17 protein-coding genes and 1 pseudogene are annotated in these 21,185 nt (G+C 52.4%); 10 read left to right on the top strand and 8 right to left on the bottom strand.

Annotated elements, in window-relative coordinates; translation table 11 throughout:
- Positions 1-103 precede the first annotated feature (103 nt).
- From G5574_RS04050 to G5574_RS04020, 7 genes and pseudogenes are all read right to left on the bottom strand, one after another.
- Positions 104-1,210, bottom strand: a complete 1,107-nt coding sequence (locus G5574_RS04050) for an FkbM family methyltransferase (RefSeq protein WP_164482094.1) — start codon at positions 1,208-1,210, stop codon at positions 104-106.
- A 33-nt stretch (positions 1,211-1,243) separates the two neighbouring features.
- Entirely contained in the window at positions 1,244-2,353 is a 1,110-nt protein-coding gene (locus tag G5574_RS04045) for a Gfo/Idh/MocA family protein (RefSeq protein ID WP_006118881.1), read from the bottom strand.
- A 9-nt stretch (positions 2,354-2,362) separates the two neighbouring features.
- A complete protein-coding gene (locus G5574_RS04040) occupies positions 2,363-3,529 on the bottom strand; it encodes an ATP-grasp domain-containing protein (protein ID WP_164482093.1) in 1,167 nt (388 codons plus the stop codon).
- Between the two features lie 403 nt (positions 3,530-3,932).
- Positions 3,933-4,775 (bottom strand): WcbI family polysaccharide biosynthesis putative acetyltransferase, encoded by an 843-nt coding sequence (locus G5574_RS04035; protein ID WP_164482092.1) that lies wholly within the window; start codon positions 4,773-4,775, stop codon positions 3,933-3,935.
- Between the two features lie 12 nt (positions 4,776-4,787).
- Complete coding sequence (gene rfbD, locus G5574_RS04030) at positions 4,788-5,654, bottom strand: dTDP-4-dehydrorhamnose reductase (RefSeq protein ID WP_039342611.1); 867 nt, start codon at positions 5,652-5,654, stop codon at positions 4,788-4,790.
- On the bottom strand, positions 5,654-5,845 hold the full coding sequence (locus tag G5574_RS04025; protein ID WP_226374530.1) for a dTDP-4-dehydrorhamnose 3,5-epimerase family protein: 192 nt from the start codon (positions 5,843-5,845) through the stop codon (positions 5,654-5,656). Before G5574_RS04025 ends, rfbD begins: the two co-directional genes overlap by 1 nt.
- A pseudogene (locus G5574_RS04020) lies at positions 5,843-5,971 on the bottom strand (sugar phosphate nucleotidyltransferase); the annotation flags it as partial. The gene G5574_RS04025 and the pseudogene G5574_RS04020, both read right to left, overlap by 3 nt.
- A gap of 342 nt (positions 5,972-6,313) precedes the next feature.
- Between G5574_RS04020 and G5574_RS04015 the strand changes: the two are divergent.
- From G5574_RS04015 to G5574_RS03975, 9 genes are all read left to right on the top strand, one after another.
- A complete protein-coding gene (locus tag G5574_RS04015) occupies positions 6,314-7,282 on the top strand; it encodes an HNH endonuclease signature motif containing protein (protein ID WP_006118886.1) in 969 nt (322 codons plus the stop codon).
- 143 nt (positions 7,283-7,425) lie between these two features.
- Positions 7,426-8,148, top strand: coding sequence for an RNA polymerase sigma factor FliA (locus G5574_RS04010; RefSeq protein WP_006118887.1), 723 nt, complete (start codon positions 7,426-7,428; stop codon positions 8,146-8,148).
- A gap of 50 nt (positions 8,149-8,198) precedes the next feature.
- Positions 8,199-8,702 carry a flagella biosynthesis regulatory protein FliZ gene (gene fliZ / locus G5574_RS04005; protein WP_164482091.1) on the top strand — a complete coding sequence of 168 codons (504 nt, stop codon included), beginning with the start codon at positions 8,199-8,201 and terminating at the stop codon, positions 8,700-8,702.
- Between the two features lie 191 nt (positions 8,703-8,893).
- Positions 8,894-9,880 (top strand): D-cysteine desulfhydrase, encoded by a 987-nt coding sequence (locus tag G5574_RS04000; protein WP_058707979.1) that lies wholly within the window; start codon positions 8,894-8,896, stop codon positions 9,878-9,880.
- Positions 9,881-10,012: 132 nt separating this feature from the next.
- Positions 10,013-10,813 carry a cystine ABC transporter substrate-binding protein gene (gene tcyJ / locus G5574_RS03995; protein WP_164482090.1) on the top strand — a complete coding sequence of 267 codons (801 nt, stop codon included), beginning with the start codon at positions 10,013-10,015 and terminating at the stop codon, positions 10,811-10,813.
- Positions 10,813-11,481, top strand: coding sequence for a cystine ABC transporter permease (gene tcyL / locus G5574_RS03990; protein ID WP_033742036.1), 669 nt, complete (start codon positions 10,813-10,815; stop codon positions 11,479-11,481). Before tcyJ ends, tcyL begins: the two co-directional genes overlap by 1 nt.
- Complete coding sequence (tcyN, locus tag G5574_RS03985; RefSeq protein ID WP_039342600.1) at positions 11,478-12,230, top strand: L-cystine ABC transporter ATP-binding protein TcyN; 753 nt, start codon at positions 11,478-11,480, stop codon at positions 12,228-12,230. The genes tcyL and tcyN overlap by 4 nt, the downstream gene beginning before the upstream one ends.
- Positions 12,231-12,467: 237 nt before the next feature.
- On the top strand, positions 12,468-13,550 hold the full coding sequence (locus G5574_RS03980; RefSeq protein WP_164482089.1) for an acyltransferase family protein: 1,083 nt from the start codon (positions 12,468-12,470) through the stop codon (positions 13,548-13,550).
- A 410-nt stretch (positions 13,551-13,960) separates the two neighbouring features.
- A complete protein-coding gene (locus tag G5574_RS03975; protein WP_164482088.1) occupies positions 13,961-15,040 on the top strand; it encodes an acyltransferase family protein in 1,080 nt (359 codons plus the stop codon).
- A 209-nt stretch (positions 15,041-15,249) separates the two neighbouring features.
- On the opposite strand, the gene putA is transcribed toward G5574_RS03975, so the two are convergent.
- Positions 15,250-19,194: a trifunctional transcriptional regulator/proline dehydrogenase/L-glutamate gamma-semialdehyde dehydrogenase gene (gene putA / locus G5574_RS03970; RefSeq protein WP_164482087.1), complete on the bottom strand. Its 3,945-nt coding sequence runs from the start codon at positions 19,192-19,194 to the stop codon at positions 15,250-15,252.
- Positions 19,195-19,635: 441 nt separating this feature from the next.
- On the opposite strand from putA, the gene putP reads away from it, so the two are divergent.
- On the top strand, positions 19,636-21,120 hold the full coding sequence (gene putP, locus G5574_RS03965) for a sodium/proline symporter PutP (RefSeq protein WP_033742030.1): 1,485 nt from the start codon (positions 19,636-19,638) through the stop codon (positions 21,118-21,120).
- Positions 21,121-21,185 lie beyond the last annotated feature (65 nt).

Here is a 21,185-nt window from a genome sequence, read left to right as displayed (position 1 = left end):
GCGGTATATCGAAAAAGAAACGGGAAGGGCACAGACGACGGATACAGGTAATGAGAACAACTCTGCCCGGCTGATACGCGAGAGCCGGGCTGATGCAAAAAAATCAGGCAGGAATCGCGTACAACACCAGTTCAAAAGCATGAACAGGATGATGGGCGCGGAGATAAAATCGATACCCGGGCATAATGCTTTTGATATAAGCAGGAATCTTTATAAGATCATCCGGTTTGTGATAAGCGCTGATTGCCAACAGTGGGTAACAGCGTTGAATACTGTTTTTCGCCCCCTCCAGCGCAGAAAGCTCAGCGCCTTCAATATCCATTTTGATAAATGTCACCTTACTGTCCGCAATAACGCTATCGAGTGTGGTTAATGCGATACTGTTAGTCGTGACCTTTTCAGTAATTTTTGAATCCAACGCTTTTCCTGAGTCGAAATACAGCGTTGTCTCTTCACTCCATACGCCTGCCTGGTGGCATTCACAATACGCTTTATCCGCTGTAGCGGCACACAGCAACGGATAATTGACGTCGTCAGGTTCGAAGGCAAAGATTTTTTTCGGCGAAGGGAGTCCGCGGGTGGCCAGTGCGGCTTCGAAAGCATTCACGCTGTCACCATTATAAGCACCACAGTCAACAAAAACCTCGGACTTACTCAACGCGACAATATCGGTTGGGAAGTAATGGTTCTCATCATACACTGTTTTAATATAGTCAGGGCGTGCGCTAATACGCTGATTCATGAATGCGATAAACGTCTCGCGAGATTTATCATCACCAAGACTTTCATATAAGGAATGCAGGGCGTCAGCATGGGTCTGACAAAAATCATAGGAAATAATATCTTCGGTGTTTACGCCTGTAAAAGAGGGGTCATAGACCAGCACTTCAGATTGAACGTCTGATAATGAATTTAAAAACGCCTGCTCCACATACTGTAGTGCAATAATAAAATTATATTTTTTATTGGTGTTGAGCAAACTTTCCAGAGGGACAACAGTCAGTTCGTTTAACGTTTGACCAGGAGAAAAATACATTTCATTGACCGCTACATAATCGATATGCAAGTGATTACGCGCCATATATTCACTGGTCTTGGTAGCCAGACAGCCTGCGCCAATGAGGACTACCGGATTACCGTTTTGGTACATTTTCTCCAGCGTAACGAGAAAATGGTTATTTTTCTCGACTATTTCACTAAGAAAACTCATGAGGAACTCCGTTATATTTTATCTTTTTATTGTTTAAAGGGTACATTTTTGCTGACTTGTTGCACTTTTCGCGGCACTTTCAAGAAAGTGAAGCCCGCGAGCCGCAACGTCTGAACCCATCACGTAATCGTTAGGTTCCCCTCTCAATGCAGAGGCAATGTCAGCATAATAATTGGCAAATGCTTCAATAAAGCCAGCAGGGTGACCCGCTTTAAAACGGCAGTAACGTGCATCAGCAGCAACAATGTTGTCATTGGCTGTGCGATCAATAACAGAACGACTGCCTTGCAAACCGCTGACATACAGGAATTCAGGATCCATCTGGAGCCATTCTGCGCTGCCCTGACTTCCCATGACGCGAATCCGCAGGCCATTTCGGTATCCCAGAGCGGCTTTGCCATACCAGTAATTACACGTCATACCGCTTTGATAACGCGATAAGATATGAACGGTGTCGATAACGCCGGGAATTTTGGCGTACGTATCATTGATCGCATAAATATCGACGGCGTGATCCCCGGTGATAAATTCAATAAGCTGGTGAACATGAACGCCAAGATCGAGCGAAACGGTTGGAATGACGGCATCCTGCTGCCGCCATCTCTGCGGTTTTGGCACATCGCCATGCTGATTATGGCGTGCAAAACCTTCCTGAGGCATTTCAACCATGACCTGCTGAATGGCCCCGAAATCGCCGCGCTGTACGCGCTTTTGCAGTTCGCGCACCATGGGATAGCCACTGTAATTGTAAGTGACAAACAATTTTGCCTGATGTTGGTGCTCGCTGTTCATGATGTGCAAAGCGCTTTGATGGCTTTCAACCATTGCCTTTTCGCAAATTACAGCCAAACCGTTTTCGAAACAGGCGGTGATAATTTCATGATGGTCAGGGGTAGGTGTTAACACCGCAACTGCGTCAAGATGGTGGCGCTCCTGTAAAATAAACGCCTGAATACTGTCGTAAATGCGTTCAGGATGAATATTCCAGCTCTCACCCGTGTGACGATTCTGCTCAGGATTGCGACTAAAACAGCCCGCCACAAGCGTAAAATCCCCGTCGAGCTGTGAGGCAATTTTATGGGTAAGACCAATAGCCGAATTCGCGCCACCGCCAATAAAACCAAGTTGTAGTCGTTTTTTCATATCGGTTTCCTAGTACTTACCAAGCGTAAAAAAATTTTTTAACTGTGGTGTGAAGCGGGCCAGTTCATCACGTTGGTGGAATTCAGCAAAAATAAGCGCGGCGCGATCGTGAGGCGCGCGCTGGATTCTCTCGCCTGTTTTCTTAAGTGGCAGAAAAGAAAGGATATTGGCCGGTAATGCTGCGAAGCTGACGGAGGTAAAGGTTTGTTCCTGATCAACAGACACAGTATGGCGAGCGATTAATCTGACATGTTCGGGACGCCGATTGGCTGGCGTAAAAGGTGTGCCGGTAAAGGCATGGGTGAACCAGAGTGAATAAGGTGTGTCTGTAGAATATTCAATGAGTTGATTATACAGGTCACCCGGGCATCGGCGTGTCATTTCTATCAGAGAAAAGCTTTTACCATCCGAGATAAACTGAGTGTGCAGTAAACCATCACAAAGCCCGAGCTCATCAACGAGTGCCTGTATACAGTCGCTGACCTGGTCTTTTATCGACGCAGGAAGATTGAGGCTGAGGCTACTACTGTTTACCTGCCAGGGGTAAACGGTACAAAATTCATCGACAAAGTATTCGACCGCCACTTTTCCATTCACGATAAAAGCGGAGTGGCTGTGTAAATCACCGGCTATCCAGCGCTCTATAAGCGCCTGGCCACAGGATGATGCCGCACAGGCGTCTCGCCAGGCGGCGGAGATGTGTTCGCGCTCAGCCACCAGTGAAATCCCTAATCCGCTGTAGGAATCGACAGGTTTTATCATCAACGGTAACGGAAGTTGCGCCGCCTCTTCAGGACAGCTCACGGCCACAGGGACTGGATAACCCTTATTCTGTGCCCACTGGCGGAAGATGTCTTTTTTAAAAATAATTTCTGCTACATCAGGTCGATCAAAACCGCGTAAGCCCATTGCCTCAGCGACACTGGCACCCGTAAGGTAAGACACATCGGTAACACCAGGCAGAAGTGATGTAATATTGAGGGATTTCGCCAAGGTCAGTACGTCCTGTACATTGGCATAATTCAGGCAAAAAGAGTGGGCCGCGAGTTGATGACCCGGATCCTGCGGTTTGCCGCTGCATACGGCTGTTTCATAACCGGAATGCTTAAGTGCCATCAAAAGAGGCATGGCAGCAAAACCGGCATCCAGCATAAGTGCTTTTTTATTACTGCTCATTATGATTTGCCTGAGGTGGTGCAGCTAACACATTGTTTAGCTGGCAAAGTTTTTTCCTGGTATGGATGGGGTGCCAGGCGCGCTTTTATAGCAGATTGTAATCCCGGCAGGCCGAACTGATGCCGTAAATAAAGCCCTTTTTAGTGTGTATTTAACGCAAACGGGGACAGGCAGGCTCGTCAGGAACCGCGCTTCTTTCTGGCGGCAACGTGAATGTTTTATGCAGAGTCATAATGACCGGAATGGCAGAGACAGGCAGACGCCACAAAGCGATATAACGCTGTATTAATACAGTAAAGCAACATCGCAGTATTGATTGCATTGCCGCCGTGACTGAATGGTACTGTTTTGTGTGCTGACAAGCCTGATCGATAAGATGCATCTTCAGGCTTACAGCAAAGGCTCAGAGATTTTGATAGCCGGATTTCAGGCTACGATAATAAGTGGAACGCAGTAAGGCTTCTGAGAGTTGTTCACGCGGTTGTGAAGAAAAGAAGTGATAGTTAATTTTACAGGCCAGAGAAAGCCCTGTTTCGCGCATCATGAAATAATGCTGTTCGCCACTGCCTACCTCTGGAGCAATATAGTTTTTAAGCAAATCGTTGCCGCCAAGATCGAAGTTCTTATTCTCTTTAAATAAATCAAAAAAGATTGCACTAAAGAAAATGCTTAAATGTTTGTTATTGGGGTGGCTTACCGTGCTGTAGCAATGTTTATCTTTTAACAGGGCGTCCCGATAAAAGTCTGAATAATCAAACGCCACCTTACCTTCTTTGAACAACCGCTGGTAGCGATTAGCGTCGTCCATGATCATGTTATGCTGCCTGGCCTCGTCGTAACTGACATTGTGGTACGCAGCAACGGCATCCGCACAGGCATGTGCGGTCAAATAGAGATGCAAAAAACGGTAATCAACATACACCATTAAATCGGGCACGGCAGCAGAATAATACCCTAGCTGCGGTGCTGATACGCTTGATTCCATTGTGGGTAATATGCGGATATCGAAATACTCGGTCAGTTTCGCGGTTGACAGCAAACCCCAGCGTTCAGAATGAAACTGCATATAAATATGATCGCAGCTTTCAAGTTCGTGCATCAGATTGATAATGTCTCGCTGAGCATCAAGTTTATACAGAGGTGTATTAACAACGTGTGTTATTGCGCCACGATGAAGCTCAGAATAATTACTTAATAACTGACCAACGACTTCGAGCTGACAGTTACCAATCGTTGCTACTTTCATTACATTATCTCCTTATAAAGTATTCGCGTAGGGAAAGGGGGTCGCCAGGTGATTCAGACAGAGGCGAAGTTTATCCTGCCAGTCTGAGGGGGGGATGCCGATGGTGCTGAGAGCGTCGCTGTTCATCACACTGCGCGCCGGCCGAATCGCCGCAGACGGATAGTGCGAGCTGATAATGCCATGCACGACCACGTCCTGTTGCGCCGCGACAAAGATTGTCTGAGCGAATTCGCACCAGCTGACGGCAACGTCGCCACAATAATGGTAAAGACCGTGCTTTTCGGGCATGTCGGCGAGCGTGATCATGGCCTGGGCTAAATCACCCGCGTAGGTCGGACAACCATACTGATCGTTCACCACATGTAACTCGGAACGTGTCTGCGCCAGACGAAGCATGGTACTGACGAAGTTATTACCGTATTCGCTGAACATCCATGAAGTACGGATCACGATCGCCTCGGGCAGGACCTCAAAGACGCGCTTTTCACCTTCCCACTTACTCAGGCCGTAAAAATTAATCGGGCAGGGCGGATCCTGTTCGGTATAGGGCGTTTTTTTCACCCCATCGAAAACATAATCTGTGGAAATATGAATGAAACGCGCCCCGATCATTTTGGCGGCCTGAGCCAGATTTTCAGGGCCAATCGCATTGATCTTTAAGGCACGTGTCCGGTCGGTTTCTGCTTTATCAACGGCGGTATAAGCCGCTGCATTCATAATGACATCGGGCTTAAATTTTTTAACCACGCGCACAACGGCAACGCGATCGGTAATATCCAGTTCCGCCGAACCACACGCCAGCGTGATCCAGTCGGCGGGAAAACGATCCAGTAAACAGCGCCCCAACTGACCATAAGCACCTGTAAGTAAAACGCGCATTACACCAACTCCTGCAATGAGAGTCCTTGTTGATTTTTCACCGATAATATCGGCTGTTCGACAGACCATTGAATCGCAACATCAGGGGCATTCCACATCAGGCAGGCTTCATCCTTAGGATTGTCATAGTGAGGACAGGTATATTCAAAATCAGCAATGTCCGGGCGCGAGACGAATGGATGCAAGTGCATCAAGAGTGAAAGGCGAAGAGAGAGCATGGGCTTGTCATAGACCGGCAGCAGTTGCTCAGAGACGCCACAGGTCACCGGATGCAGTCGGGAACCGGTTCCGCCTGCCAGTACTATGCCTTTCATCATTCGCTTCCTTCATAACTCGTCTGCGCGTGCAGCGTGATGGTGAAAGAATACGAGTGTTCGAGTGAAAGTAATGGCACGAATAACCGACAAAAAAGCGGGTAAAGTCAAGGATAAGTCCGTCCCCGCATCCATAGCGGCTAATGAAATAAATCAGCATAAGCGAAGCGGGCACATTTTATCGCGTAGTAATGCAAATCGCGTCAGCCAGACGGAAGTGATTGTGGATTAGAGTTTTCGGCGCGATAAAAGTTGGATAAACGTTACAGTTCATACAGATGATGCCGATAACACTCTTCAGGATAAGTTTAATTTGGCTACAACTTCGCGTGTTCTGGGGTGGTTATGCGCTTCAACTATGACCTGCTACCGGGTGAACGGCTTTCCTTCGAGGAGATCGCCCGGCGCTATGCACAGCAATACCCTGATGAGAAAGAATTAACAGCGCGAGCGCTGCTGAGTCCTTCGACCAGCTTTCGGACGCTAAAGATTCGTGCTGTCTTCGCACAGGAAGAGAGCAACAGTCCGCTGGAAGACCTGTTATTTATTGCGAACGACAATGAACGTAAAAATTACCTGCGCCGTTTTGAGTATTACCTGAAGCAGCAGGCTCCTTTTCACTATTTCCGCCGGGGAGAGCAGGACAAAGCGGAGAATTTGTGGAAAGTGATTGGCCAAAGCTACGTATATGCCATGATCGATCCCCATTCAGCACAGGCGCAGAACCTGATTAACAGCCGGGGATACAAACTGGTGCTGATGCGAGAAGATGGCGACGATGCCTGGTGGCAGTTGTTTAACATGCACTCCAATCCGTGCTTTCCGCAATCACAGCGTATCCAGTTTATTGTGGTACTGAGTACACCCGGACATAAAACACCCGCCGCAGTGATGCCTGGTACTGAAGTCGGGCGGCGGGTAAAGGCTAAAGTGCTGCAGCGAGCCAGCCAGGCCGAATTTATGGCCGCCGTGAAAGCCCGTTATGGTGCCTGTGTCATTACCGGCACCAGCCTGATCGATCAGCATCCGTGGCCATGGGTGGAAGCCTGCCATATTGATACGCGAGAGAATGATGAAGGTTTTCTGGCGGATAACAGTGTGGATAACGGATTGTTCCTGCGCAGCGATTTACAGCGACTTTTTGTTAACCGAATGATTAGTATTGATGGTGATTCCGGCAAGGTCCGTTTTAATGGGGATGAAAAAACCCGCGAAAGCATTAGCCCTTTTTATCAGGAAATGGAAGGGCAGGTTTGTGCTTTATGGGACAGCGTGCCCTCCGCCACTCGTCAACGTTTACTGTCATTAGGTTAGCCTGTTGAGACAGAGCGGAATCTTCCGCTCTGAAACATCACAAATTTGAAATAACCTCGGTTTATCCCGCCTATTCTGCCAATCGAAAGTCCTACAGAATTGCATAATCATGCCGATAACTTCATTAACGCAGGGTAGTCAACGTGAACGATCTCTATACCGCCGAAGGCGTGATGGACAAACATTCGCTCTGGCAGCGCTACGTCCCACTGGTGCGTCATGAAGCACTGCGCTTGCAGGTTCGCCTGCCTGCCAGTGTGGAACTTGACGATCTGCTGCAAGCCGGGGGCATTGGTCTGTTGAATGCGGTGGAGCGCTACGACGCGCTTCAGGGTACCGCCTTTACCACGTATGCAGTCCAGCGCATTCGTGGCGCAATGCTTGATGAGCTTCGCAGCCGGGATTGGGCGCCACGCAGCGTCAGACGTAATGCACGTGAGGTAGCCGGAGCCATGCATCAGGTTGAGCAGATGCTGGGTCGGGCCGCTTCCGAGCAGGAAGTCGCGCAACAGTTGAATGTTTCGATAGAAGAGTACCGGCAGATTCTGTTGGATACCAACAACAGTCAGCTCTTTTCATACGACGAGTATCGGGAAGAACACGGTGACAGTGCGGAGCTGGTGACGGAAGGGCACGAAGAGGCCAATCCACTTCATCAGTTAATGGAAGGGAGTCTGCGTGAACGCGTCATAGAAGCGATCGAGGCGTTGCCTGAGCGCGAGAAAATGGTGCTGACACTGTACTACCAGGAAGAACTGAATCTTAAAGAGATTGGCGCGGTACTTGATGTCGGGGAATCCCGGGTCAGCCAACTGCACAGTCAGGCGATTAAACGCTTGCGTGCCCGACTTACGGGAGCGCGCTAGAAGGCTCAGTTCCTGGAGATCTATAAATATAAGAAATCGGGGACTCAACAGTGGGAGCCAAAACCAAAGCCAGACCTTTAAGTCGCTATCTTAAAGACTATAAACACAGCCAAACCAATTGTTCACACTGTGGCAAAGTACTAGACCGAATGGCGCTGGTTTTTCGTGGCCAGATCATCAATAAAGAGGCCATCGCACGGATGGACCAAATGATTGATGAGCCACTCTGGCTAAAACTGCAGCCAGAATTAACGGCACTTTGTCGTTTTTGCAGCGATATTTTTTGTAATACACATCCTAACTATTTTGACATTATGGCGTTTAAACAATATCTGTTCGAGCAGACGGAAATGAGCCCAAGCACGATTCGTGAGTATGTGGTTCGGTTACGTCGGCTTGACGATATGCTGAAGGCGCGAAATTTTCCGGCAGAAAAACTGAAAGGCAATAGCTGGCATCAATGCCTGGAACAAGATTTACCCGACGCAGGCAACAATAATTATCGAATTGCGCTGCGCAAATACGACCAGTTCTTAGGCTGGCAGCAACGTTAAGGGAAAAATGCCGGGCACAGGATGCACGGTCAGTCGATTTCCCGCCCCACGTTTCTTCTCACCATCGGAAGAAACGTGGGGATGTTGTGCATTCCCGTCTTCCACCTTCCTGACCTCAATTCAGGATGATCCTTTCTTCATCTTCTGTAACACTGTAATGATAACTGCTCTGTGCCTGACTGGAGGCCGCATTGTCTTTACATCTTATTCATCAGTTTCCCCGTATTGAACTTCTGGGTGCGCCCACGCCTCTGGAATTTTTGCCCCGTCTGTCGGACTTCTTAGGTCGTGACATTTTTATCAAACGCGACGATGTAACGCCGCTGGCGCTGGGCGGCAACAAACTGCGCAAGCTGGAGTTCCTGGCGGCCGATGCGCTGCGTGAGGGGGCCGATGTGCTGCTCACCGCCGGTGCGATCCAGTCCAACCACGTGCGTCAGACCGCTGCGGTCGCGGCCAAACTTGGGCTGAAATGCGTGGCATTACTCGAAAACCCCATCGCGACCCAGAGCGAGAATTACCTCACTAACGGTAACCGGCTGCTGCTGGAACTGATGGACGTTGAAGTAGTGATGGTTGATGCACTGACCGATCCTGCCGCACAACTGGCGGAACAGGCGGAACGCCTTGAGGCGCAGGGCTTTCGACCCTATACCCTGCCTGTTGGTGGATCAAACGCGCTAGGCGCGCTGGGTTACGTAGAGTGCGCCCAGGAGATCGTGCATCAAAGTGAAGGCGTGGTGGATTTTGCTGCGGTAGTTGTCGCGTCTGGCAGTGCCGGAACCCATGCGGGGCTGGCCATTGGGCTGGAACACCTCATGCCGCAAACCGAGCTGGTGGGCGTGACCGTATCGCGTCAGCGTGATGAACAGCTGCCGAAAGTGGACGCTATTCGTCAGGCGCTGGCATCGCAGTTGTCGGTAGAGGCAAAGGCGCCGGTGACGCTGTGGGATGACTACTTTGGGCCACGCTATGGCGAGCCTAATGAAGAGGGCACAGAGGCGATCAAGCTGCTGGCCCGGCTGGAAGGCCTCCTGCTCGACCCGGTTTATACTGGCAAAGCGATGGCGGGGTTAATTGACGGGATCAGTCAGAATCGTTTCCGCCGCGAAGGACCGCTCCTGTTTGTGCATACCGGCGGGGCGCCCGCGTTATTTGCTTATCACCCTTCGGTCTGAGACGTCGCGAAAAAAAGGTTTATAATCCGGCCGTTATTTTGCTGTCTCAGGTAAATAACGCCCATAATGACAGAGCGGCAAACGGGGTTTAGCCGCTCAACAGCACACTCACGAATAATAAATGGGGTACACATGGCTTTCTCACAGATTCGTCGCCAGCTGGTGACGGGAATGATGGCGGTTGCGCTGGTTGCTGGCGTTAGTGTTAAAACCTTTGCCGCAGAAGATTTGCTGCAGCAAGTGAAAAGTAAAGGCGAACTGCGTGTGGGCCTGGAAGGCACCTATCCGCCTTTCAGTTTCCAGGATGAAAAAGGCAAGCTGACCGGATTTGAGCTGGAGTTCGCCCAGGACCTGGCGAAACACATGGGTGTGAAAGCCGTGCTGAAACCGACAAAATGGGATGGCATGCTGGCCGCGCTGGATTCCAAACGTATCGATGTGGTGATTAATCAGGTCACCATTTCCGATGAGCGCAAAAAGAAATATGACTTCTCCACGCCGTACACCATTTCGGGCGTGCAGGCGCTGACGCTGAAGAAAAATGCCGGCAGCATCACCCGCCCCGAAGATCTGGCAGGTAAAAAAGTGGGCGTCGGTCTGGGCACCAACTACGAGCAGTGGTTACGTGCAAACGTGAAAGGTGTCGATGTTCGTACCTATGATGACGATCCTACCAAATACCAGGATCTGCGTTCAGGTCGCGTTGATGCGATTCTGGTGGACCGTCTGGCGGCACTGGATCTGGTGAAGAAAACCGGTGACACGATGGCCGTTGCTGGCCCTGCGTTCTCGCGTCTTGAAGCGGGCGTTGCACTGCGTAAAGGTAACGAAGATTTACTGAAAGCCATTAACCAGGCGATTGCAGAGATGCAGAAAGACGGCACGCTTAAAAAGCTGTCTGAGAAATGGTTTGGCGCGGACGTTACGCAATAATGCAGGAAAGTTTACAACTGGTGCTGGATTCAGCACCATTCCTTCTTAAAGGCGCGCTGTTTACGCTTCAGCTCAGTATTGGCGGGATGTTTTTTGGGCTGATACTGGGCTTTGTGCTGGCGCTGATGCGCTTGTCGCGCTTCTGGCCCATCAGCTGGCTGGCACGTATCTACGTGTCGATTTTTCGTGGCACGCCGCTTATCGCTCAGTTGTTTATGATCTACTACGGTCTGCCCCAGTTTGGCATTGAGCTGGATCCAATTCCTTCCGCGATGATTGGCCTGTCGCTGAATACAGCAGCCTATGCATCGGAATCGCTTCGTGGTGCCATTGCGGCGATTGAGCGCGGCCAGTGGGAAGCGGCGGCCAGCATTGGCATGACGCCGTGGCAAACGCTGCGCAGGGTTATTTTGCCTCAGGCTGCCCGTACCGCCTTACCGCCATTGGGTAACAGCTTCATCAGCCTGGTTAAAGATACCTCACTGGCGGCGACCATTCAGGTACCGGAGTTATTTCGTCAGGCCCAGTTGATTACCTCACGTACGCTGGAGGTATTTACGATGTATCTGGCGGCCTCGGTTATCTACTGGATCATGGCTACCGTGCTGTCTGCCTTACAGAACCGGCTCGAAGCTCACGTTAACCGTCAGGATCAGGAGGCGAAATGAGTGCCATTGAAGTACGCCAACTGGTGAAACAGTTTAACGGCCAAACGGTACTGCACGGCATCGATCTGGATGTTGCGCCGGGTGAAATTGTGGCGATTATCGGCCCGAGCGGATCCGGTAAAACGACGCTGTTGCGCAGCATCAACCTGCTTGAAGTGCCTGAGTCCGGGCGCATCAAAGTCGGCGATATTACGATTGACGCCAGTCTGGGGATCAATAAGCAGAAAGAACAGGTGCGCCAACTCCGTCAGCAGGTGGGGTTTGTGTTTCAGAACTTCAATTTGTTTCCGCATCGCTCGGTGCTGGAAAACATTATTGAGGGGCCGGTCATCGTCAAAGGCGAAACCAAAGCGGACGCGGTTGCGCGGGCGCGTGGCCTGCTTGAAAAAGTGGGATTGCAGGGTAAAGAAGACAGCTATCCACGTCGTCTTTCCGGCGGACAGCAACAACGTGTTGCCATTGCCCGCGCACTTGCCATGCGGCCTGAAGTCATTTTGTTTGATGAACCGACCTCGGCGCTGGATCCCGAGCTGGTGGGCGAAGTGCTGAATACGATCCGGGCGCTGGCGCAGGAAAAGCGCACGATGGTGATTGTGACCCATGAGATGAGCTTTGCCCGTGATGTCGCTGACCGGGCGATTTTCATGGATCAGGGCCGCGTGGTAGAACAGGGCCCGGCCAAAGCGTTGTTCAGCGCTCCTCAGCAGGCACGTACCCGACAGTTTCTGGATAAATTTCTTAATCAATAATCCCCAAAATGCCGCCCGACACGGGCGGCGTTTTATTTATTTTTTTCCTGCCTGCGCGCTCAGTTTCTTCTGAAAATTTACGGCTGGTCTTTCCTTAACCTGTTGTTATCGCTTCGGTTATACGGAGTGATGTTTCAATGACGTAACAGAGTGTAAATTTTAAGACCTCCCCGATTGAGGTGACAGTGAAAATATTAATAATTCTTCACAAATTCATCGCGCTGTCGGGACGTTATAATGACTCACCCCAGGAAGGAAATCCTCTGGATCAATACCCTCAAAGGAGGGTGCATTTTACTTGTCGTACTGCATCACGCCATCATCACCACGTTCGCACCCTCGCTTCATCATCTGACCGCGGGTCTGCTACCGGCACAAGGATGGGTGGCGTTTAATACCTGGCTCTCGCCGTTGCGTATGCCCGCTTTCTTCTTTGTGTCTGGGTTGCTGGCCGCTAACGCGGTCGTGAAGAAAAGCTGGCAGGAAGTGTTTACGAAAAAATTCAGCAATATTGTTTACCTCTACCTGCTGTGGGGCGTGATTCAGTGGCTGAGTATCCACTACATTTCCACCCATTTAGGCGAACGGCTGTCCAGTAGCAAAAATGCCGCCTATGCGGATTCGCCTCTTGAGTTTATTAAGCTGCTGATGCTGTCGATGACCAGCCTGTGGTACCTGTACGCGCTGGCAGGGTTTTTCCTGGTGACTAAGCTTTTCCATCAACAGAAAAGGGTTCTGCTGGCGGCGGCGATAGCGGCGAACTACGCTGCGCAGTTTAACCTGATCCCCGGATGGGGCCCGGCCAGCGTGGCGCAGAACTATCTGTATTTCCTGCTGGGCGTATTTTTCAGCGCGAGGCTAATTGAACTGAGCGCCCTCAAGGGACGTCACTGGCTGTGGCTTGGCGCGATTGCACTTGTCGGCATCGCCCATCATGCAGGTGGCATCTATAAAAACCCGTTTTACAGCCTGCTGACGATCGTGTTTGGCATCGTGCTGTGTCGTTTTCTCAATGCGCATTTCAGAATGACCTGGCTGAACGCTATCGGTCGAAATACATTACAAATCTATGTGTTACACCGCATTTTTATCGAACTGCTCGGACTGAGCGCTATCACACTGGCGCTGCATTTCGGCTGGTTCGGCAATGCCGGCTTTAGCTGGGCCTGGGCGCTGCTGATGCCGGTGACCGGTGTGGCGGTATGCACACTGCTGTCGCTGCTGGTCTGGTCGTTACTTAATCGCGGGCCAGGACGTATGTTGTTTCTCCATCCATGCCTGGTCAGTCAGCGTCAGCCTGAAACGCAAACCTTATCCTGAAGATCCGGGCCAGCGTGCTGGCCCCTTTTTTCATCCGCCAGATCACCTCTCCGTTGCCCGTCATGCCCGCGTGCCCGCGTGCCCGGAGCCAGGTCAGCGCACGCCTGACTGTGAATCCATTTTTTATCGGGAAAACGGTATAAAAGCGCCTACGTCAGTCCCAAAGGTACGCCTGTTGAAAGCAGAGCAGGGCCTCGGTTTATGTCATAAGGATAACCAGACAGGAAAGGAAAACGCGCTTGCCGGGCGCAGTGTCAATAAATCCTTTTAAGTGTAAAGTACGGTTCGAAACGCACCGCAACGCGGGTATTTAAGACTTTCGCTACATTCAGCAGAAAGAACATACGGAATACTTTTCGCACAAGAGAAGGCGATGTGAATTGCCGTTTCACCGCAGCGGAAATGTGCCGATGATGAGCAAAGAAAAAGAAGAAATTGCCTGGATTAATACACTCAAAGGCCTGTGTATACTGCTGGTTATTCTGTATCACACGGTATTACCCGGCTTTGATGATACGGTAACACATCTGACCGCGGGCCTGCTCCCGGCTGAACTGTGGGTCCGGTTTAACCTGCTACTGTCGCCGCTGCGCATGCCCGCCTTTTTCTTTGTATCGGGTCTGCTGGCCAGTCATGCCATTCTTCACCGGCCCTGGCAGTCTGTCGCCACCAGCCGCATTATGAATCTGTTTTACCTTTATCTGTTATGGGGCGTTATTCAGTGGGGATCCATTTCCGGCATCGCGACGGAAATTACCGGACAGCGTATTTCGCAAAATCTTAATGCGGCCTATGCAGGTTCGTTTTCAGAATTTCTCAGACTGACCTTTCTCGCCATGAGTACCGCCTGGTATTTATATGGTCTGGCACTCTATTTCCTGTGCGCCAAATGGTTTCAACATTACAAAATCCCGCTGCTTATCGTAGCCGCTGTGCTGAACTATCTGGCGGTCGAAAAGAGTATTCCGTTCTGGGGACCGCAAAGTCTGGCGCAGTATTTTATCTTTTTTGTATTGGGCGCATTTTGGTGGGCACCCATGCTACGACTGAGCGAAGGGCGACGGGAGAACAGGTTGCCGTGGCTGTTACTGGGACTGCTGGCTGTACTACAGGGCCTGCTTGATTTGAACAGCCGTCTTTTTCTCTGTCTGATTGCCATTCTGGCCAGCGTGGCCGCCTGCCGATGGTTAAGCCAACTGGGCTGTATGGCCTGGCTGAACTGGACAGGCCGCCATACCTTACCCCTTTACGTTATTCACCGTATTTTCATTGAATATTTCGGGATGACGGCGATTTTATATGCGCAACGTCACCAGCTTTTTGAGCTGACAGGCTTTTCATGGCTTTGGGCCTGTCTCTATCCTCCGGTGATGGTTACGATCTGCGCCTTGTGCTCCATGGCGGTCTGGTCATTGCTGAATCGGGGACCGGGACGCGCGCTGTTTCGCTTGCCACATCTGATGAAACGGCCTTCCATTCCGGCAGCCTGACCGTTGTACGCATGTCAGCCACCTGTCTCTGCGGCGCGTCCGGATTGCGTATGCGGGGGATGTGCGCGCAGAGACCACCTGATAGCGCGAATCCCTTCGCACTTCTCCACTGCTGAGGCGCTCAACGGCCGCGGGTTTTTCATCCGTCATAAAAAAGGTTCATGCCAGGCATGAACCTTGATCACAACCAGAATGAAACGCGCCGACAGTTAACCGATCGTCATCAGGCTGGCGTTACCGCCCGCGGCGGCGGTGTTGACGCTCAAAGAGCGTTCAATCAGCAGGCGTTCCAGTAACAGGTTGGTTTCACCGCGGGCAAATCCCTGTACCGAGACAATCGCACCTTCACGCGCCGCAATCTGCTCGCACAGGCTGCGGAGCTGGTCGGCATCACCATGATAAATCACGGCATCAAACTGCGCGGTCAGCGGATCCTTCGCCAGGGTAATACGGCTCTTCACCGCTGCCGGTAAGGTATTAAGCAGCGTACGATGCAGGTCATCATCCGGCCACAGGGCCTGACTGCCGACGCTGGTTACCGCAGCCAACTGAATCAGCGCATCGTCGTTGTTATCTGCCAGACAGAGCACCTGTTCGCGCGGGAGTAACAGGAAGGTGTTGCGCTCTCCTGTTGGGCCCGGCAGCAGACGAACCGTACCGGCCTGCGCCAGCTGTTCATAATGCTGACACAGCGCAGACAGCTGTGGCTTATCTTTTGCCCAGTCGGTCAGTGCCTGATGCGGCGCTAACAGGCGTTGACGCTGACTGTTGTCTGCGGGACGTTCCGCATCCTGACGGGCGAGGGTGGTGCTCAGCGCCTCATCCGGGCGGTGAGCCAGCAGACGATAAAGATACAGTGGGCCGCCCGCTTTTGGACCGGTACCTGAGAGGCCTTCGCCCCCAAAGGGTTGCACACCGACGACCGCGCCGACCATGTTGCGGTTAACATACAGGTTACCCACTTTGGCACTGGCGGTGACCTGCGTGATGGTTTCGTCGATGCGCGTATGAACACCCAGGGTCAGGCCATAGCCTGTGGCGTTAATCTGCTCAACGATCTGCGGCAGGTTGCTGCGGGTAAAACGCACCACGTGCAGGACAGGACCAAACACTTCCTGGGTCAGATCGCTGACCTTATCCAGCTCAATCAGCGTTGGTTTCACAAAGGTGCCTGTGGCCCATTCTTTGCTGTCCTGTGGGTTATCCTGTGCCGTCTGGTAGACCTTAAAGCCTTTATTACGCATGGCCTGAATATGGCGTTCGATGTTGGCTTTGGCTTCCTGATCGATCACCGGACCGATGTCGGTGGACAGGCGTTCCGGGTTGCCCATGCGGCATTCCGCCATCGCGCCACGCAGCATTTTTAACGTGTGGTCTGCGACGTCTTCCTGCACGCAGAGCAGACGCAGGGCGGAGCAGCGTTGTCCCGCGCTGTCAAAGGCCGATGCCACGATGTCGACAACCACCTGTTCGGTCAGCGCGGAGGAGTCCACAATCATGGCATTCATTCCGCCCGTTTCCGCAATCAGCGGTGTCGGACGGCCCTGCGGATCGAGTCTTCCCGCAAGATTGCGTTGCAGCAGCGTGGCAACGGCGGTGGAGCCGGTAAACATGACGCCGCGCACCCGTTCGTCGCCGGTGAGCTGTGCCCCCACGGTTTCGCCCTGACCCGGCAGCAGTTGCAGTACACCGGCGGGCACGCCAGCGCTCAGTAAAATATTGACGGCCTGTGCGGCAATTAACGGCGTTTGCTCGGCGGGTTTCGCCAGCACGCTGTTACCTGCCGCCAGAGCCGCGGCGATTTGGCCAGTAAAAATGGCCAGCGGAAAGTTCCACGGGCTGATGCAGACTACCGGGCCAAGCGGACGGTGGGTTTCGTTATCGAAATCATGGCGCACAATGCCGGCATAGTAATAAAGGAAATCGACCGCTTCACGCACCTCGGCAATGGCGTTGTTATAGGTTTTTCCGGCTTCACGCACCAGAAGACCCAGCAGTTGCTGTAGCTGGCTTTCCATCAGCTGTGCGGCGCGCTCCAGAATGGCGGCACGCTCCTGCGGCGGCGTGGCAAACCAGATAGGGCCGGCATTAACGGCGGCCTCAATGGCCAGGGAAACCTCCTGTTCGGATGCCTGGCGCACGGTGCCCACCACATCCGCAGGGACGGCCGGATTGAGCACTGGCTCGCTTTCCCCTCCCGTTAAAGGGCCGTCGATAAGCGGTTGCGCCACATACGTTTCGGTAGCACCGCTCAGCAGCGCGCTGGACAGTGACGCAAGACGATGTTCATTCGCCATATCAAGACCGGCGGAGTTCACGCGGTCCTCACCATACAGGTCACGTGGTAACGGAATTTTCGGGTGCGGCAGGCCCAGTGTTCCTTCGCTGAGACCCAGTTTTTCCACTTCGGCAACCGGATCGGCGACCAGTTCGTCGATGGGCAGTGACGTATCGGCGATGCGGTTAACGAAGGAGGTATTCGCGCCGTTCTCCAGTAAGCGTCGCACCAGATAGGCGAGCAGCGTTTCATGCGTACCGACCGGGGCATAAATACGGCAGGGACGATTAAGTTTACCGTCTGCGACCTTGCCGACCACCTGTTCATACAGCGGTTCACCCATGCCGTGCAGGCACTGGAACTCGTACTGACCCGGATAGTAGTTATTGCCTGCCAGCTGATAAATGGCGGCCAGGGTGTGCGCATTGTGCGTGGCAAACTGCGGATAGATCAGGTTCGGCACCGCCAGCAGCTTGCGCGCGCAGGCCAGGTACGAAATGTCGGTATACACTTTGCGCGTGTACACCGGATAGCCCTCCAGGCCTTCCATCTGGGCGCGTTTAATTTCGCTGTCCCAGTAAGCGCCTTTCACCAGACGAATCATCAAACGGCGGCGGCTACGTTGCGCCAGGTCGATCAGCTCATCAATAACAAACGGACAGCGCTTCATATAGGCCTGAATGACAAAGCCGATACCGTTCCAGCCCTCCAGTTCAGGCTCAAAACACAGCCTTTCGAGCAGATCAAGAGAGAGTTCCAGGCGGTCGGCTTCTTCTGCATCAATATTAATGCCGATGTCGTAAGAGCGGGCCAGTAGCGTCAGCGACTTAAGCAGCGGATACAGCTCATCCATCACCCGGTCGTACTGGGCACGGCTGTAGCGCGGGTGCAGGGCAGAGAGCTTAATTGAAATGCCCGGGCCTTCATAAATGCCGCGGCCATTGGAGGCTTTGCCAATCGCATGAATCGCCTGCTGATACGAAACCAGATAGGCTTTCGCATCGCTGGCGGTCAGGGCGGCTTCGCCCAGCATATCGTAAGAGTAACGGAAACCTTTCTCTTCAAGCTTACGGGCGTTAGCCAGTGCTTCGGCGATGGTTTCACCCGTCACGAACTGTTCACCCATCAGGCGCATCGCCATATCCACGCCTTTACGGATCAGCGGTTCACCACTCTTGCCAATGATCCGGTTGAGCGAGCGCGACAGATTCGCTTCGTTATGCGTTGAGACCAGGCGGCCGGTAAATAACAGGCCCCAGGTGGCGGCGTTAACAAACATGGACGGACTGCGGCCCAGATGCGACTGCCAGTTGCCGTTACTGATCTTGTCACGGATAAGCGCATCGCGCGTCGGTTTATCCGGAATACGCAGCAACGCTTCCGCCAGGCACATCAGCGCCACGCCTTCCTGTGAAGATAATGAAAACTCCTGAAGCAGACTTTGCACCATACCGGCGCGTCCGGTTGCCCCTTTTTGGTGCCTGAGCTTCTCTGCCAGGGTAAAGGCGAGCTGCCGGGTTTTTTCAGCCAGCGGAGCGGGAAGGCGGGCTTGCTCCAGCAACATGGGAACGGCATCGGTTTCCGGTCTACGCCAGGCGGCCGTCACGGCCGAACGGGCTACCGACTGCGGCAGGATGTGCTCTGCGAAGTCAAGGAACGGCTGAACCATCTCGTCCGCAGCGACCTCATCAGAAGCCGATTCGTTGAGCTGCAGGGGAATCTCTTCCACTGTTTCACCGGCTTCTAACTGCACGAGATAGTTAAAGATCGCTTGTTTAATCAGCCAGTGCGGCGTGCGATCCATTTTCTGTGCCGCCAGTTTAATGCGACTGCGGGTGGCTTCATCCAGCTTCACCCCCATGGTCGTTGTTCCCATGATTTCTGTTCCTTAAAACGTTTTTTACCAGAGCAAGGGCTGCACTATCACTCATGTTGCAACTTTGTGCAACCGTGTTAAATGTGACCTTGCTTCCACACTTTACCGCCGCTTTTGCCATTAACATTTAAAAGCGGCACAAATCTTGCTGCAAGAAACTCGCCAATGTTGCAACCCCCTTCAATTTAAACAGGGTTGTGGTGGTAAAGGTGCAACTTAAGTGTGAGCGGGCGCAACCTGTGAACATTTAAAACAGGGAGAGAGGTGAAACTGATGTAACGGATGTGTTAAATGCATTGTGTAGAACGTGCCTTTACGGCAGGATACCGCGCCTTAAGGGAAACGGGACTTTTATCGATGCGGTAATACGCTGACGCTACCCCGTTCCGGTGGCGCAGGAAAAGATTTCTCTTAAGAGATCGGATAATAACGGAGAAACACATGACAGTAAGTACACCCATGCTGGTGACCTTTTTAATTTATATCCTCGGGATGGTGCTCATCGGTTTTATTGCCTGGCGCTCAACCAAAAACTTTGATGACTACATTCTGGGCGGTCGCAGCCTGGGCAGTGTGGTTACCGCGCTGTCAGCGGGTGCCTCTGACATGAGCGGCTGGCTGCTGATGGGCTTACCCGGTGCCATTTTTCTCTCCGGCATTTCAGAAAGCTGGATCGCCATTGGTCTGATTATTGGTGCCTGGCTTAACTGGAAAATTGTCGCGGGTCGTTTACGCGTCCAGACAGAACATCATGATAACGCCTTAACCTTGCCCGACTTTTTCACCAGCCGCTTTGAAGATCGCAGCAAAATTCTGCGTGTGATTTCTGCGGTCGTCATCCTGATGTTTTTCACCATTTACTGTGCTTCCGGTGTGGTTGCCGGTGCTCGCCTGTTTGAAAGCACCTTTGGAATGGACTATGCCACGGCCTTATGGGCCGGTGCGGCGGCGACCATTCTCTATACGCTGGTGGGCGGATTCCTGGCGGTAAGCTGGACAGATACCGTTCAGGCCAGCCTGATGATCTTCGCCCTGATCCTGACGCCGCTTATCGTCATCATGGCCGTCGGCGGTTTAAGCGATTCGCTGGCAGTCATTCAGGCTAAAAGCACGGAAAACCTGGATATGTTCAAAGGACTGAATGTGGTTGCGGTCCTGTCGCTACTGGGCTGGGGATTAGGTTATTTTGGCCAGCCCCATATTCTGGCCCGCTTTATGGCGGCGGATTCACACCGGTCAATTCGTACCGCGCGCCGTATTGGTATGGCCTGGATGATTTTGTGTCTGGCCGGCGCCGTCGCGGTTGGCTTCTTTGGTATCGCCTATTTCCAGAACAACCCGGGCGAGGCCGCTGGTGTAACTCAAAACGGCGAGCGTGTCTTCATTGAGCTGGCACGTATTCTGTTTAACCCCTGGATTGCCGGGATTCTGCTGTCAGCCATTTTAGCGGCCGTCATGTCGACACTCAGTTGCCAACTGCTGGTGTGCTCCAGCGCCCTGACCGAAGACCTGTATAAAGGCTTTTTGCGCAAAAATGCCAGCCAGAAAGAACTGGTCTGGGTCGGTCGCCTGATGGTGCTGCTGGTCGCGCTGATTGCCATCGCGCTGGCCGCCAACCCTGAAAACCGGGTATTAGGCCTGGTCAGCTATGCATGGGCGGGCTTTGGTGCGGCGTTCGGGCCGGTTGTGCTGTTCGGCGTGTGCTGGAAACGTATGAACCGCAATGGCGCATTAGCGGGCATGGTTGTCGGTGCGGTGACCGTGGTGGTCTGGAAGCAGTATGGCTGGCTCGGTCTGTACGAAATCATCCCGGGCTTTATCCTGGCCAGTCTCGCCATCGTCGTCTTTAGCCTGGCGAGTCGCGCACCGTCAACCCAGGCGATGGCACGTTTCGATGCCGCTGAGGCCGAGTTCCAGACGAAGTAATCGCCTTCTTTTTTCCACCGCCTGCCCCCGTGAGGGCAGGCTTTTTTTTGCGCGTTATCTGGCAC

Origin of the sequence: Pantoea stewartii (assembly GCF_011044475.1) — a bacterium.
In the GTDB taxonomy this organism is placed as follows: domain Bacteria; phylum Pseudomonadota; class Gammaproteobacteria; order Enterobacterales; family Enterobacteriaceae; genus Pantoea; species Pantoea stewartii.
Note: the sequence above shows the minus strand (reverse complement) of the source record. Positions and strands in the feature narration are given on the sequence as shown.

What these genes read in the sequence shown, in the direction of transcription:
- G5574_RS04050 (WP_164482094.1), bottom strand. Translation starts at nt 1,210, where the DNA reads ATGAGTTTTCTTAGTGAAATAGTCGAGAAAAATAACCATTTTCTCGTT.
- G5574_RS04045 (WP_006118881.1), bottom strand. Translation starts at nt 2,353, where the DNA reads ATGAAAAAACGACTACAACTTGGTTTTATTGGCGGTGGCGCGAATTCG.
- G5574_RS04040 (WP_164482093.1), bottom strand. Translation starts at nt 3,529, where the DNA reads ATGAGCAGTAATAAAAAAGCACTTATGCTGGATGCCGGTTTTGCTGCC.
- G5574_RS04035 (WP_164482092.1), bottom strand. Translation starts at nt 4,775, where the DNA reads ATGAAAGTAGCAACGATTGGTAACTGTCAGCTCGAAGTCGTTGGTCAG.
- rfbD (WP_039342611.1), bottom strand. Translation starts at nt 5,654, where the DNA reads ATGCGCGTTTTACTTACAGGTGCTTATGGTCAGTTGGGGCGCTGTTTA.
- G5574_RS04025 (WP_226374530.1), bottom strand. Translation starts at nt 5,845, where the DNA reads ATGCACTTGCATCCATTCGTCTCGCGCCCGGACATTGCTGATTTTGAA.
- G5574_RS04015 (WP_006118886.1), top strand. Translation starts at nt 6,314, where the DNA reads ATGCGCTTCAACTATGACCTGCTACCGGGTGAACGGCTTTCCTTCGAG.
- tcyJ (WP_164482090.1), top strand. Translation starts at nt 10,013, where the DNA reads ATGGCTTTCTCACAGATTCGTCGCCAGCTGGTGACGGGAATGATGGCG.
- tcyL (WP_033742036.1), top strand. Translation starts at nt 10,813, where the DNA reads ATGCAGGAAAGTTTACAACTGGTGCTGGATTCAGCACCATTCCTTCTT.
- tcyN (WP_039342600.1), top strand. Translation starts at nt 11,478, where the DNA reads ATGAGTGCCATTGAAGTACGCCAACTGGTGAAACAGTTTAACGGCCAA.
- G5574_RS03980 (WP_164482089.1), top strand. Translation starts at nt 12,468, where the DNA reads ATGACTCACCCCAGGAAGGAAATCCTCTGGATCAATACCCTCAAAGGA.
- G5574_RS03975 (WP_164482088.1), top strand. Translation starts at nt 13,961, where the DNA reads ATGATGAGCAAAGAAAAAGAAGAAATTGCCTGGATTAATACACTCAAA.
- putA (WP_164482087.1), bottom strand. Translation starts at nt 19,194, where the DNA reads ATGGGAACAACGACCATGGGGGTGAAGCTGGATGAAGCCACCCGCAGT.
- putP (WP_033742030.1), top strand. Translation starts at nt 19,636, where the DNA reads ATGACAGTAAGTACACCCATGCTGGTGACCTTTTTAATTTATATCCTC.